At 70.8% G+C, this 12,928-nt stretch carries 13 protein-coding genes; 6 read left to right on the plus strand and 7 right to left on the minus strand.

What is annotated here, in order from left to right; genetic code table 11:
- Positions 1-559: 559 nt before the first annotated feature.
- A complete protein-coding gene (locus ABFX51_RS20235; protein WP_346054557.1) occupies positions 560-1,186 on the minus strand; it encodes a hypothetical protein in 627 nt (208 codons plus the stop codon).
- A gap of 128 nt (positions 1,187-1,314) precedes the next feature.
- On the opposite strand from ABFX51_RS20235, the gene ABFX51_RS20240 reads away from it, so the two are divergent.
- On the plus strand, positions 1,315-2,277 hold the full coding sequence (locus ABFX51_RS20240) for a hypothetical protein (RefSeq protein WP_346054558.1): 963 nt from the start codon (positions 1,315-1,317) through the stop codon (positions 2,275-2,277).
- 1 nt (position 2,278) lies between these two features.
- Here ABFX51_RS20240 and ABFX51_RS20245 read toward each other — a convergent pair whose 3' ends face one another.
- On the minus strand, positions 2,279-2,728 hold the full coding sequence (locus ABFX51_RS20245; RefSeq protein ID WP_346054559.1) for a MarR family winged helix-turn-helix transcriptional regulator: 450 nt from the start codon (positions 2,726-2,728) through the stop codon (positions 2,279-2,281).
- 62 nt (positions 2,729-2,790) lie between these two features.
- Between ABFX51_RS20245 and ABFX51_RS20250 the strand changes: the two genes are divergently transcribed.
- Both ABFX51_RS20250 and ABFX51_RS20255 read left to right on the plus strand, forming a co-directional pair.
- Positions 2,791-3,294, plus strand: coding sequence for a phenolic acid decarboxylase (locus ABFX51_RS20250; protein WP_091509230.1), 504 nt, complete (start codon positions 2,791-2,793; stop codon positions 3,292-3,294).
- A 15-nt stretch (positions 3,295-3,309) separates the two neighbouring features.
- Positions 3,310-3,816, plus strand: coding sequence for a GNAT family N-acetyltransferase (locus ABFX51_RS20255; RefSeq protein WP_346054561.1), 507 nt, complete (start codon positions 3,310-3,312; stop codon positions 3,814-3,816).
- Between the two features lie 10 nt (positions 3,817-3,826).
- Here ABFX51_RS20255 and ABFX51_RS20260 read toward each other — a convergent pair whose 3' ends face one another.
- Both ABFX51_RS20260 and ABFX51_RS20265 read right to left on the minus strand, forming a co-directional pair.
- Positions 3,827-5,005, minus strand: coding sequence for a hypothetical protein (locus ABFX51_RS20260; protein WP_346054563.1), 1,179 nt, complete (start codon positions 5,003-5,005; stop codon positions 3,827-3,829).
- 76 nt (positions 5,006-5,081) lie between these two features.
- Positions 5,082-5,864, minus strand: coding sequence for a FadR/GntR family transcriptional regulator (locus ABFX51_RS20265; RefSeq protein ID WP_091509226.1), 783 nt, complete (start codon positions 5,862-5,864; stop codon positions 5,082-5,084).
- A 200-nt stretch (positions 5,865-6,064) separates the two neighbouring features.
- On the opposite strand from ABFX51_RS20265, the gene ABFX51_RS20270 reads away from it, so the two are divergent.
- The 3 genes from ABFX51_RS20270 (at position 6,065) to ABFX51_RS20280 (ending at position 7,966) form a co-directional block, all read left to right on the plus strand.
- Positions 6,065-6,226, plus strand: a complete 162-nt coding sequence (locus ABFX51_RS20270; protein WP_177228752.1) for a hypothetical protein — start codon at positions 6,065-6,067, stop codon at positions 6,224-6,226.
- 135 nt (positions 6,227-6,361) lie between these two features.
- A complete protein-coding gene (locus ABFX51_RS20275; protein ID WP_346054564.1) occupies positions 6,362-7,570 on the plus strand; it encodes an aKG-HExxH-type peptide beta-hydroxylase in 1,209 nt (402 codons plus the stop codon).
- A gap of 198 nt (positions 7,571-7,768) precedes the next feature.
- Positions 7,769-7,966: a hypothetical protein gene (locus ABFX51_RS20280; RefSeq protein ID WP_091509221.1), complete on the plus strand. Its 198-nt coding sequence runs from the start codon at positions 7,769-7,771 to the stop codon at positions 7,964-7,966.
- A gap of 33 nt (positions 7,967-7,999) precedes the next feature.
- On the opposite strand, the gene ABFX51_RS20285 is transcribed toward ABFX51_RS20280, so the two are convergent.
- The 3 genes from ABFX51_RS20285 to ABFX51_RS20295 form a co-directional block, all read right to left on the minus strand.
- Positions 8,000-9,250: a GTPase domain-containing protein gene (locus ABFX51_RS20285; RefSeq protein ID WP_346054565.1), complete on the minus strand. Its 1,251-nt coding sequence runs from the start codon at positions 9,248-9,250 to the stop codon at positions 8,000-8,002.
- Positions 9,247-11,052 carry a dynamin family protein gene (locus ABFX51_RS20290; RefSeq protein ID WP_346054566.1) on the minus strand — a complete coding sequence of 602 codons (1,806 nt, stop codon included), beginning with the start codon at positions 11,050-11,052 and terminating at the stop codon, positions 9,247-9,249. Before ABFX51_RS20290 ends, ABFX51_RS20285 begins: the two co-directional genes overlap by 4 nt.
- A gap of 149 nt (positions 11,053-11,201) precedes the next feature.
- Positions 11,202-12,758, minus strand: a complete 1,557-nt coding sequence (locus tag ABFX51_RS20295) for an IniB N-terminal domain-containing protein (protein WP_346054567.1) — start codon at positions 12,756-12,758, stop codon at positions 11,202-11,204.
- Positions 12,759-12,928: the final 170 nt, after the last annotated feature.

Consider the following 12,928-nt stretch of genomic DNA (forward strand, 5'->3'; position numbering starts at 1 on the left):
GCTCTGTGGGCGACGCCTCCAAACGCCTCTGAGCTGCGGAAACTCGCCTAAACTTAGCGGTATTGGTCGGCTGGGTGGGCGCAATCTGTCCATGCGGAGCATGATGAATCTTTTGATGCGAGCACTTTTCGCGAGGTCATGAAATGGGCATTTGATCGCACCTCTGATGTTTACCTCAGAGAGCAAACAGGAATTCTCACGCAACTTGCCCCTCTGCCGCGGGTTGAAGAGTAGATGCTGCCGCCAGGCATCTACTACAACGCGACCTATTATCATTCCAGTGCGCCTACTGCTCCCACAAGTGTCTCCAACTTGCCCCTGCGATCGAATATCGCAAAGCGTCGGTGACGTGTTGGTAACGCTGAGCCATGCTGACACTGGACCAGTCCATCACCCCCATTGAGCACCTGCGCTGGTCCGGCACAGTCCGTGTTTACGTAAACAGCCAGCTCAGCGGGGGAGGGGACCCCGGCGGAGACCGCTCGGCACACCTTGAAAGCGAGCGTGGGGCAACCCGCCAAGGGTTCAAATCCCTCCGCTTCCGCTTTGTGGCCGGAGGTTATGCCGGGCCAGGCCCGGGGCCGGTGCCTTCCAGGCGTCGTCCGTCGATCACTTCGCCGGTCATCGGATCCACGGTGACCGTTTCCGTCCTGTCGCCGAGGAAGTAGCCCGTGCAGTGGATTCCGCGGGAATCCGCCGCCAGCACGCGAAGATCGTCGACCGCCAGTCTCGGGGAACGCCATGCGATTCCTGACGTCCCGATAGCCACGATGTCGAAGTCGCGGACCAGCAGGAGCAGTGCCGGATCGAGCGATTTGGCCACCTGCTGGACCTGGACCTGAGCAACGAGCGCACCTGCGTGCGGCGCGTCCACCTGTACGAGATACGCGTCTCCAGCGGCAAGCACGCACATTTGACGGGCGGCCGGACCTGCGTATACCCCGTCGACGCCGCGGAGGTCGCCAGCCGGGAAAACCCCAACCCAAGCCGGCGCCTCGGCCGCGGTGACTCGAAGAACGAGGACTCCACCTGTGCCTGGCGCGAATCCGGACTCGACCCGACCGTCCGGGCCGAACGTGAAAACAGGCTCAGCCCAATTGCCGTCCGGTGGGAACTCCGGGTTCACGTCGATTTCGTAGCCCGGCTCACCGACGACGTCGTAGAACTCCCGGAGGCCAGCATCCATGACAGTATTCTGCCCGTTCCGGATGTCCGCGCCGGTGTGATGGCCCGATAACCACCTCGATTTCCGATTCCGGGAACGGTTTGATCACGGGACGAAACACCACGCCGCCTGTGACGGATAACCCTCGCGTGTCCCGATCTTGGTTCGCGGTGCTTCCCGCCGTGCTGCTCGCCGCCTGTGCGTCCACCGTCGCCGGGCCTGCGCCCGCGCCCAGCACTCCGCCACCCCCGCCGCCGGCGTTGACCGCCGAGCAGGCGTTCGGCGACCTCACCACCATCGACTACTGCAGCCTGCTCGACCTCGACGCCGCCGGTGCCGCGGGCGCGAACAACGTCAAGAGCGTCCTGCCCGCGCCTGACCAGTGCTCCGCTCTGACCACTGTGGACGGTAAGGAAGCGCTGCTCACCGTCGGCGGGCTCGGCGGCAAGACGGCGGACCCCGACCGCACCGCGGATGCCACCGCGAAGACGCTCGGCGACGGCCTGAAGATCGAGTCCACCGGTTACGGCTCGCCCGACGAATGTCGTCGCTACCTGACCTTCGCCGACGGGACGCACCTCGCCGCGTCCGTGGCGCTCACCGGCGACGACAACACCGTCGACCAGCGTGAGGACCTCTGCAAGGTGGAAGACGCCGTTCTCGACGGCCTCGTCGCCGACGTCACCGCCAGGAAGGCCGGCCATCTGACCTTCCCCGCCGGCGGCATCGGCACGATCGACGCCTGCACCGTCGTGCCCGACGTCCTCGCGATCGCGCCGCCCGCGCTGGCCGACGGGATGAAGCCGGTGCCCGCTCTCACCCGCCACCACTGCACGTGGCTCGACCTGACCGACTACAGCCAGATCGAGTTCAGCTTGGACTACGGCAACCTGCCCGGCAGGTCCGACGTCCGCATCGCGAAGCGGCCGACGGTCACCATGCCGGGCGACACGGGCTGTGCCCTGGCCACCGACCTCGGCCCTTCCCCGGTCCGCGGGTTCCACCAGTTCGCGCAGCTGTTCGTGCGCCCGTCCGACAACGCCACGGACGCCTGCACCGTGGCCAAGACGATCGCTGCCGCGACCTGGCCCAAGCTGCCCGCCAACGCGTGAATCAGTCCGGTGAAGAGGCGCCCCGTTCCAGCTTCTCCACCAGCCGCGCCAGTACCGGCAGCGCCGTCTCCAGCACCGCCCGCTCCTCCGCCGGCAATTCGGCGATCGTGCGGGCCAGTGTCGCGGAACTGGTCCGGTCGTAGCGGTTCAGCAGGTCGCGCGCCTTCACTGACGCGCTGAGGCGGACCGTGCGCAGATCGTCCGGGGCGGGGACGCGTTCGACCAGGTCCGCCGCGAGCATCGCCTTCACCAGGTTGCTCACGGTCGACGGCGCGACGTGCAGCCGCGCCGCGACGGTCCGCGGGCCCAGCGGCCCTTCGGCGACCAGCACCCGCAGCAGCTCGATCTGCGCCTCCGGCAGGTCGGGCAGGTCCGCGGCGGTGCGGGCCGCGCGCAGCACGGCGCGGCGGAGGGGGCCCAGCAGTCGGCCGAGTTCGGCGGCGGCGTCCACGCGCCACAGTGTGCCGCAACTCTCGTTTCGAGACAAACTAGTTTTGTGACAAAATCAAAGGCATGAGCACCACCGTTCAAGATCTGTCCGGCCTCGTCGGCCACCGGTTCATCTACACCTACGCCAACGGCTGGCAGTACGAGATGTACGTCAAGAACGCGACGACCATCGACTACCGCATCCACTCCGGGATGGTCGGCGGGCGCTGGGTCAAGGACCAGCAGGTCGACCTGGTGCGCCTCGGCGACGACGACTACAAGATCTCCTGGAACGAGCCCACCGGCACGTCCGTCGTCGTGAACGTGCTGCCCGCGCGGCGCCGCCTGCACGGCGTGATCTTCTTCCCGCGCTGGGTGGAGGAACACGGCGAGCGCACGGTCGTCTTCCAGAACGAGCACCTCGACGAGATGCGCGCCTACCGCGACGAGGGGCCGACCTACCCGATCTACATCGTCCCCGAGTTCGCCGAGATCACCCTGTTCGAGCACGTCGGCGAGAATGACGAGTCGGTCATCTCCGTCGCGCCCGACCAGCTGCCCGCCGGCTGGTCCGACCGCCGGAACTAGCCCCTCGGAGGGTCTGTGCTCGAACTCCTCGCCCCCACCACCGGATTGCGTGACGCGTGGCTCCGCGCGCGGGACGACTGGGGCCCAGGCGTCCACGAGGACGGCTTCGGCATCGGCCCGGACGACGACGTCGACTCCCCGGAGGGGTTCGCGGCCTGGGTCGCGCGGCTGAACGACCAGGCGGACCCCGCGCGGCCCCTGCAGGACGGCCGGGTCCACGCCACCTTCCGGTGGATCGTCGAGGACGGTGAAGTGCTGGGCGGCATCGCGCTGCGGCACGAGCTCACCGGTGCCGCGGCGCGGCTCGGGCACATCGGCTACGGCATCCGTCCTTCGGCGCGGGGCCGGGGGATCGCCACCTGGGCGCTCGGCGCGATGCTCGACGAAGCACGTGCGCTGGGCCTGCCACGCGTGCTGCTCGTCTGCCGAGCGGACAACTCCGCCTCAGCCAAGACGATCGAGCGGAACGGTGGCGTTCTCGAAAGCAGTGACCGCGTTCTGCGTTACTGGATCGAGCTCTGAACCCACCGCCTCACTCGCCGCCGCGGCTGGGGCGCCACAGCAGTGCGACCCCGTGCCCCGGCAGCAGCCACGAACGCACGTCCAGTTCCGGCAGGTCCTCCGCCCGCAGCCAGCGCGTCGTCGCGGTGTTGGAGCGGAACGTGAACGGCGCGAGGTTGAACTCGAACGCCCCCGAGCCCTCCACGTCCAGCTCCTTCACCGCGAACGTGATCTGGTCGACGTAGCACGGGTACGGCGCCTGCCAGTAACACATCCCGTCGTCGACGCGCTGCAGCGCGCTGACCCGCACCGACAGCCGCTCGATGGCCTGCACCGTGTGGTCGTCCGCGGCGATGTCGCTCAGGTCGCACTCGAAGATCCGCAGGTCACCGAGGTGGTCCGACGTGTTCTGCCTCGGCAGCGGGCCCATGTCCTCGCGGAAGAACGACAGGTAGTCCGCCCACTGCTGGTACTTCACCTCGCGCAGCCGCAGCTTGCTCGCCGACGCGCTGTGGTGCCTGCCCGCCGAATCGACGTACTCGATGCCCAGCCGCACCGACGGCAGCATGTCGTCCACCGAACTGCGGAACAGCGTGCTGTCCGGCACGAACCACAGCTCGAACAACGGCAGCTGGCAGCCGGAGCTGATCGAGTCCCGCAGCAGCGCGTTGCACGTCGCGAACACGATGAACCGGTCCACCGGCACGTTCTGCCGGAAGCTGTAGGTGACGGCGGTGGTGAGGTAGTACAGCTCCTGGTCGACGGCACGCAGCTCCATGTGCACCCCGGTGTGCGTGCTGATGGTCAGGTCGCCCCCGCCGGGACGGCGTCCCGCCCCGCCGAGCACACCCGTCATCACGTCCCGGTTCGCCTCGTTGCGCCCGTAGATCGAATCGAGGAACGCCTCCATCACCTGGTGGGGGAGGAGCGCCTCGACGATCCGCGGCCCGGCGATGCGCACGAGCTCGGCCGCCAGCCACCGGCGCAGGAACAGCTCGTACCCGTAGAGCCCGGCAGCCGCCAGCAACAACACGGGGAAGGTCAGTTCGAGCAGCCGGTGGACCGGCTCCGCCCAGCCACCTCCCGGCGCCCACAGCACCGTCCCGACCAGCGCCAGCACCCCGAGGAACAGCAGCGAGCCGGCCAGCCGCCGTACCCCCCGCCTGGGCCGCGTGAATCCGGCGGGCCGGATTTCGTCCCCAGCCTCCACTGCCTCTCCGCCTCGTAGCGAGAGCATCCATGATCTGCGGAAGGCGGGAAAGGGCGATAGGCCCGATCGGATTAATTCAGCTCTTGTGCCAGCGGGGTTCGTCGGCCTCGTCGTAGCTGTACGTGTTCAGCGTCGCCCGTTCCTCAGCCGGCAGGGCGTCCCGGTTCGCCAGGTCGTTGTACAGCCCGAGCAGGTGGGCGGTCATCGACACGCGGGCGCCGCCCTCGTCCCGGCGCTTGAGGAACCACGCCACCTGGTCGTGTTCCGTCGCGGACCGGTTGTGCAGCTCCACCGTGCCGTAGCTGTTCCGCCGGTAGCCCCGCAGTTTCGGCACGAGCGACCGGTACAGCTGTTCGAGGAACTCGTTGTGGCTCGCCCTGATGACGGCGGCGTGGAACTCCTCGTCGGTGCGGAGCAGTTCGTCCGCGTCCTCGGTGGCCGCGGTCTGGTGGTCCTTCGCGCGCTTCGCGATCTCGTCGAGCTCGCCGTCGTCGGCGCGCGTCGCGGCGAGGCTGGCCGCGGTGGCCTCCAGCGCGATCCGGACCTCCATCAGGTCCGAACCGCTGATCTGCCCGTCGAGCACCAGCGGCGCCTCGTCGCGGTCACCGAAGTTCGTGGACCGGACGTACCAGCCGCGTCCGCGCATCACCTCGACGATGCCCTGCAGCTGCAGGCGCTGCAGCGCCGTGCGCAGCGAGCTGCGGGCGACGGCGAGCCGTTGCGCCAGCTCGGGTTCGGTCGGCAACCGGTCGCCGGCCTGGAAACGACCGCTCTCGATCAGCTGCCGGAGCTTGTCCTCGATCAGCTCCGGCAGCGGTTTGCGGGTGTCCGGTGAGAGCGCCCAGCTCTCGTCATCCATGAGCAGCCTTCTCGAGTCTCTAGGGGTTCCCCGAGCGTTCCAGGAACTGTAACTCCTGGCGGACAACGGACGCAAGTTGTCAGTCAGCAAGTTGTTACTTGACAGACAACAGACTGGATGGGGATGCTCGTTACACCGAGGCGGACGAGGGCAGGCAACCCCACCCCCGGTACCGGCTCGGCAGCAACCGAGGAGGTGTCGTGGTGAACTCGCAAAACCTGCTGATAGTCATCTTCCTGGTGGCCCTTGCGGTCGCGATGATCGGCTGGCGCACGATTCTGGTCATGACCGTGACCGCGGGGCTGACGCTCGCGGTGCTCGGCCTGGTGCAGATCGTCTCCTTGCTCGGCGGGGCCGTCTGATCGCACGCTGACGGCCGTTCGGGGGACATGTCGGTGATCTGTTGTCTGACATGTCCCCGGAGATGTGGGAACCCGGTGGGCGGCGTACCTTGTCGCGGTCGGGGATCACCTCTCGTTCAAGGTGGAAGCCGCAGGATGACTCTCAGTTCCGATTGGCCGGATGCGACCGAAGTCCACGCGGCGCTCGCGCCCGCGGACGCGCTCCTCGCCGAGCGCCGGGCGCTGTACCGGCTGGCCGTCGAGGTGTGCGCCTCGGCGCCCTGCACCCGGTCCGACGACCAGCTCGACAACCCCCTGTTCCGGTTCCGCGTCGGCGAGGCGCTGGCGGGCCGGAGCACCTTCGACCCCACGGCCGACGACTCGCTCGACGACGTGATCACGCGCCTGCACGCCGGGCCCCTGCGCCTGGACGTCGCGACCGGCGCGCAGGCCGGGGACCGCCTCGCCGACGCGTTGTCGGTCGTGCACGCGCAGAGCGGCATTCCCGGCCCGCCACCGCGGCCGCTGACCGAAGCCGACGGCGAACGGCACCACCGGGCGCTGACGCTCGTCCAGGCCGGGCTGGCGAAGGCGGCCGAAGTCATCCCCCGGCTCGCCGCGGACCTGGTGCCGCACACGGGTTTGCTCGTCGTGCTCGACAGGGACACCTCGCGCGGCCTGGTGTCGGCCTCCTCGCGGTTGTTCCCCGGGCTGATCCTGATCGACGAGCCGGCGTGCGCGTACGACGTCGCGGAGGCACTGGTGCACGAAGGCGCGCACCAGAAGTTCTTCGACCTCGCCATCACGCACGACTTCCTCGCCGAGGACCTGTCGCGGGACCGGATCTTCCGTCCGTCGTGGTCCGGGGCGAGCTGGCCGGTGGAACAGGTCATCGCCGCGTTCCACGCCTACGCGTGCCTCGCGCAGTTCGCCGAAGAGGTCGTGCGCCGCGGGGAAACCGGGCTGCTGGGGGAGAATTCGCTGCTGCTCTCCGCCAGGGCGAGGGAAACCGAAATCGGGCGGTGGCTGCTGGGCGCCGAGGACGCCCTCGAAGGGGACGCGCGGTGGCTGCTCCGCACATTTTTGCGTGCGGAGGGAAATCCGCCGGAAATTCCCGGGGAAACCGCGCCCGCGGGGCGTTACGTTCTCGATCCGCTCGTGCGGCTCGCGCGGATGGCCGCGACCGGACGCGTCCTCGCCGCGCGTCCCGGCAGCCCGCCGCAACTGCACTGGCTGGCACAGGACGCCGCGGAAATCGTGCGGAGACTGGAAAAGGAGCCCGTGTCCGCGGACGCGCTGGCCCCGGAACAGGCCGTCGCGCTCGCGCACCTCGTGCGGTCGGCGCTGGTGCACCGTCTCCCCTGATCGGGGTGACACGTTCGAGGGAGCAGGGGGTTCGGCAATGCCGGTCACGGTTATCCGTCACCCGAAGTCAGTCCGGGTTCGCGCTGCGCCAACGGTTTTCGCGGCCGAATTGACCGGGGGCGGGGCGCGGGCGGACTGGCGCACCGGCGGAGTACTGTCCACATCGCACGGAATTCCCCGAATCGGTTAAGGAGCGCGATGGCAGCGCAGTGGGAGCCCTCTCGCAGAACCGGCACGCGGCCCGGCGAGCCGGTCACGCGACCGGGCGGGCCCGGCGAGCACCCCGCGGTCGGGCAGCAGCCCGCCGGCCGCCCAGTCACCCGGGTGGATTTCTTCCGCCGCATGCCCACCGGCGGCGGCACCGTCTACTTCAAACCGGCCGCACCGCAGGAGTGAACCCGCGCGGCAACAGCCTGTTGCCGCGCCACTTCACAGCGGTCCCGCCGCCAGCGCCTCGCAGCTGCGCACCACCACGGCCGCCGCGCGCCGTTCACCCGTGCCGGCCCCCGGCCGTTCCGCCAGCTCCCGCCACCGCCGGATCGCGTCGAGCACCGCGTGCTGCGACCCGTCGCCGCCCAGCCGCTCCGCGATCCCCGTGCCGTGCCCGCCCAGGAGCCGCACCGCCTCCGCGGCGAGCTCCGGCGGCAGCGCGATCCGCCCCGTCCGCAACGCCGCCAGCAGGCGCAGCTCGCGGAACTCGTGCGCGCTCACCACGACCCGCTCCAGCTCCGCGGCCAGCGCGGGCGTCGCGGGCCGGGGTTCCATGCGCAGCACCACTTCCAGCCCCAGCAGCGCGGAACGCGCCTTGAGCACCTCCTCGCGCTCGGTGAAGTACTGGTCGATCGAGTCGCGCAGCTCGGCGAGCCCGCTGCGGGGCACGAGCTGCGCCGCCAGTGACGGCAGGGTCTGCGCGCCGCGGCGGATGAGCGTGATCGCCAGCCGCACGCCGAACAGGCCGAACCGTTCGAGCAGCACCGCACCCGGCTGCCCGGTCGACGCGAGGAAGCGGTCGGCCGACAGCAACTGCGGCTCCAGCTCGGCCTTCGGCACGGCGGCGAGGTCCACGAGCGCGTCGAACTCGGCCTCCCGCAGGGTGCGCCCGCCCGCGGCGAGCAGCCCCGCGACCGGCACGACGTCCTGGCACAGGCCACGCAGCTCCGGCTCGCGCCGGTAGCGGCGGGCGATCTGGCGGGCGGAGATCAACGCGTCCACCCGGCCGCCGCCCAGCTCGTCGGCCCGCGACAGCACGACGACCGAGTTGACCGCCGAAGCACGCGCGATCGCGTGGTCCTGCAACGTGTGCAGGAAACCGAGGTCGGCGTTGTGCGGATGCCGCACCAGGTACAGCACCGCGTCCGCTTCCGCACAGATCCCCTCGATGGTCTGGGGGGTGGCGTGCTCGTCGATCGCGGGGGTGTCGATGAGCGTCAGCTCGTTCTGCGAGCGGCTCGGCGCGGCGCGGAACCAGCGCATCCCGTCGCCCTGCCCGGACAGCTCCTGCCCGGCGATCGCGCTCACCATCGTCGACTTGCCCGTCGCCGGACCGCCCACGACCGCCAGGCGCAGCGGGTCGGAGAACCGGTCGAGGTGCCTGCCCAGCCAGGAGGCGGCGCGCGGGCTGTCCCGGTACGCGTCGAAGGCCTGTTCCAGCAGGAGCCGGGTCTGTGCCGCGAGGTTCACGCGGTGAGCCCCCGCGGCACCTGGACCGCCCTGGTCGCGCCGAGCGACTGCGCCCGCTGCCGGAGCCCGGCCAGCTCCTCGATGCTGCGGCGGATCTCGTTCGCGCGTGCCGTGCGCTGCGCCGTGTCGGTGTCGATGACCTGCTTGATCGACTTCGCGGACTCGGTGATCTCGGCCCGCAGCTCGTCGGCCACGGCCGTGAGCCGGTCACGCAGGGCGCGGTGGATCTGCCGCGCGGTGTCCTTGCTGTGCTTGCCGTAGGTCAGGAAGAAGTCGTCGACGTACCGGTGTGCCGCGGTCTTCGCGGCGGCCTGCCTGCGCTTGAGCCGGTTGCCCCGCTCCTCGAGCACGCTCTTGGCGCCGAACGCCGCACCCGCGCCGAGCGAGATCGGGTTGATCAGCGGCAGGCCCGCGATCGTGGTCGCGAGGCCGAACATCAGCAGCCCGCTGTACGAGCCGCGCATGCCGACGAACAGCTTCTGGCCCACGCCGAACCGCTCCACCCGGGGCATCCGCAGGTCGCCCACGGCGTCCGCGGGCACCTCGCGCGGCAGCGAGTCGGGCACCGCGTCGGGCCGGTGGGGCGCGAGCTGGCGGGCCAGTTTCCGCGCGATCCACTCGAACCGGTCGAGCAGCCATTCGGAGTTCGTCTCGGCGACCGCCGTCAGGTTCTCCCGGAGCCACACCTCGAACTCGTCCCACGTCTTCGCGGGGTCGGCCGCGTCGAAGTACTCGTCGACCTCCACCAGGATCCGCCGCGTGCGGTCCCGCAGGTCGAACTCGACGTCCGACAGCAGGTCGGACACCTCGTCGGAGAGCATCGTCTGCCAGCGGCTCGCGTCGCGCTGCAGCCGTTCCAGCCTGCGGCCCTCGTTGTGCCAGCGTGCGACGGCTTCGGTGTTCGCGGCGCGCTGCGTCGCGGCGAACTCCTCCTGCAGCGGGCCGAGCAGTGAGTCGACGGTCAGCGCGGTCACCGCGGCGACCGAGCGGCGGGCGAGCAGGTCCGCCTGGCCCAGCAGGCCCTGGTGCAGGAAGCGGATCAGGTCCGCGAACCCGGATTCCTCGTTGAGGGCCTTGTCGCCGGTGCGGGCCGCTGCCAGCCGCAGCGTCGCGGACACGGGCAGCACCGTGGCGAGCAGGCCGCCCTCGACGAGGCGGGCGCGCGTGCGCTCGGCCACGGCACGCCAGCCCGGGACGAGATCGATCTTGGTGAGGGCCACGACGATCGTCGGGCACAGCCGCGCGACCTGTTCGAGCAGGCGGACCTCCGTGCCGGACAGCTCACTCGTCGCGTCGGTGGCCATCACCACGGCGTCCGCGGCCATGTCCCGCACGGTGTCCAGCGCGGCCGGGGCGGGCGAGTCGACGAGCGCGAGCCCGCCGGCCAGCAGGGCCCTCGGCAGGCCGATCTCCGTGCGGACGACCGGGGCTCCGGAGGCGGACCGGGCTTCGCGGTTCGCCTCGGCCGTCACGTCCTCGACCGCCACGGACGTGCGCGAGGAGCTCGCGATGGCGCGAGGGCCGGCCGTCACCACGGCCGCGGTCGGGGTCTCGGCGTGCTCGATCAGGGCGGGGACCTCGGTGGTCCGGTCATCGCCGACCGCGCATACCGGGGCGTTGAGCAGGGCGTTGATCAGCTGGCTCTTGCCCTGTCCCGCCTCGCCGATGACGACGACGCGGAGCTTCGGATCCAGCAGCCGGGATCTCCGCGTGCTCAGCCGCTCGACGAGATCCGCGCGCCGGTGGGTGGCGCAGGCGCGGACGGTGTCGTCCAGCACTTCGAGCCAGGGCGGTGCCATCACGGGCAGCAGTGTGCCCTGTCCGGTCACGAAATGGAAACGGCGGGGGTCCGTCTTGCGACGAACCCCCGCCGTCAGTACGACCGGCGGTCGGTGTTCTCACCCCGTAGGGAGGGCACTGGCGAGAACACCGCCCGCCACACTGGGCGCGGTCAGTGGCCGAAAGGCAGGTCGTCGGTGAGGCCGCCGAGGTCGGTGACCTGGGACAGCGGCGAGTGGTCGAGGGCGCTGGTCGCGTCGCTGACGGGGTTGTGGGACACGTCCACCGAGTCGCTCAGCGGCTGCGCGGACAGGGCGTGCTCCAGGTCGCCCGCCTGCGGCATCGGGTTCGCGACCGGCAGGTGCGGCAGCCCACCGGGCAGCTCGGCCTGCACGTGGACCGGCAGGTCGGCGGGCAGGTGCGTGGGCAGGTCGGTGGGCAGCTCCGGCGCGGGCAGCGCCGGGGTCGCGGGCACGTGCTGCGAGACCTGGTCCGAGGCGTGGTTCGCCGCGTCCTGGATCGCGTCGTTGCCCCGCTCGCCGGCGTCGGTGAGGGCGTTGGTCGCCCGCAGGTCGCCGGTGGGGGTGCTGACACCGGTGAGGTAGCCACCGATGGTCGTCGAGGCGGCCTCGACGTGCTCGCCCAGCAGCTCGCCGCCGGAGGAGACGTAGTCGGCCAGGGTGCCGGCGGCCGGGGCGCTCTTCGCCAGCGCGTCGGAGTCCAGGCTCTCGCCCAGGTCGGTCACGGTGCCGAAGTCCGGCAGGGAGGCCGGGCTGCCCTCGGCGCTGACGCCGTACGAGCCGAGACCGGACTCGCTCTGCAGGCCGCCCGCGAGGGTGTCCGCACCGGCGATCCCGCTGCCGGCCACGTAACCGAGCTTCGACTCGGTGGTACCCGCGACCGCCAGGCTGTCGTCGGCCGCGGCGACGCCCGCGGCACCCGTGGCCGCGTCACCCTCGTAGGTCGCGGTGCCGGCGAAGCCGTCGCCGGTGCCGCTGGTCGAGGTCTCCACCTTGCCGAGGAGCGGCAGGTCCAGCTCGGGGGTCGAGACGGGCAGGCCGCTCACCTGCGGGGTGTTGAGGCCCTCGATGCCGCTGGTGGCGATCGGCAAGCCGTCGGACTTGGCCGCGTCGAGGGGCAGGCCGCTCAGCGCGGAACCGTCGAGCGGGAGGTCGCCGAGCGGCAGGTCGCCGAGCGCGGAGCCGTCGAGCGGGAGGCTGCTGAGGGCGGAGCCGTCGAGGGGGAGGTTGCCGAGCAGCGAGCTGTCCAGCGGCAGGTCCCCGACGGGCAGCGTGTTGCCCAGCTCCGGCAGCTGCTGGCCCAGCTCGGGCAGCCCGAGCGGCAGGGTGCTGCCCAGCTCCGGCGTGGCGACCGGCAGCCCGCTGAGCGTGGGGGCCGAAACCGGCAGCTGGCGCTCGGGGGCGTCCAGCGAGGGGAGGACCCCGGCGGCGTCCGCGGCGTCGGCGACGGCGGTCAGGTGCGCGATCGTGTCCTGCAGGCCCTCACCGGTGGGCAGGGTGGACAGCACGGACTCGAGCGAGGCCGCGGCGTTGGCCGGCGCGTAGTCGGCGACGAGCGGGGCGACTTCCTGGATGTCCTGCGGCGTCACGTCGCTCAGCCCGGCGCGCTCGAGCGCGGCAGTCGGGTCGGCGGCGAACACGGACCGGGCGGCGTCGTCGGTCAGCAGGTTCAGCACGAAGTCGTGCAGGTTCTGGGCGGGGTGGGACAACGAGGTCTCCGGTATCTAGGGGTCGGTCTCACGAGGGCGTCCGGCACCGGCCGGACAACTTCGAGTCAATCTAGGTATTCCCGCAGGTCCTGCCATCGGGGATCGTGCCGGGTCCCGGTGGGGACCGCGGGACACGAGCGGGTTAGGGGATTAGGGGATGTGACCCGAAC

Origin of the sequence: Amycolatopsis dongchuanensis (assembly GCF_039542405.1) — a bacterium.
GTDB lineage: Bacteria > Actinomycetota > Actinomycetes > Mycobacteriales > Pseudonocardiaceae > Amycolatopsis_E > Amycolatopsis_E sacchari.